The sequence below is a fragment of the Actinomadura sp. NBRC 104425 genome (assembly GCF_030269545.1).
GTDB classification, from domain to species: domain Bacteria; phylum Actinomycetota; class Actinomycetes; order Streptosporangiales; family Streptosporangiaceae; genus Spirillospora; species Spirillospora keratinilytica.
The window spans coordinates 1-571 of sequence record NZ_BSTN01000102.1 but is presented as its reverse complement, the minus strand read 5'-3'; the positions used below and the strand labels follow the sequence as shown (position 1 = coordinate 571).

Sequence of the window (571 nt, the reverse complement as noted above, 5' to 3'; positions counted from 1 at the left end):
GCCGCCGCCGTCGGGGATGTTGCCCAGCTTCTTGACGTCCACGTGCACCAGGTCACCGGGCGGGTGTTCGTAGCGGCGCACGGGCCGGCCGGTGGCCCGGTCCAGATGGGCCAGTGGCGGGCAGCCGTAGCGGGTCAGGACGCGGTGCACCGTGGAGGGTGCCAGGCCCAGGCGGGCGGCGATGCGGGCCGGGCCGAGCCGGTGGCGGACGCGGGCGCGCACGATCCGCCGTTCGATCCGCCGGGGCGTGCGCCGGGGGCTGGTGTGCGGCCGGCTGGGACGGTCGCTCATGCCCGCCGGGCCGTGCTGCCGGTACCGGTCGGCCCAGCGTTTGGCGGTGGTGGCCGAGACCTGGAAGCGTTCGGCGGCCCGCCGCAACGACCAGCCTTCGTCCACGACACAGCGGGTCAGGCGTAGACGGCCCAGTTCGGTCAGCGGGGCGTTACGGTGGGGCACGAGGACCTCCCGGCGGGTGGTGCGAAGTTTCGTCGACTCACACCACGCCAGGAGGTCCTCCCCATTTCAAGATCATCCAGCTGTGTCGCCGTCACCAACGTCCATGGTCAGTACA

At 72.7% G+C, this 571-nt stretch carries 1 protein-coding gene; it reads right to left on the bottom strand.

What is annotated here, in order from left to right; all coding sequences use genetic code 11:
* A partial coding sequence (locus QSK22_RS33300; RefSeq protein ID WP_285498482.1) for a helix-turn-helix domain-containing protein occupies positions 1-456 on the bottom strand: 456 nt, incomplete at its 3' end.
* Positions 457-571 lie beyond the last annotated feature (115 nt).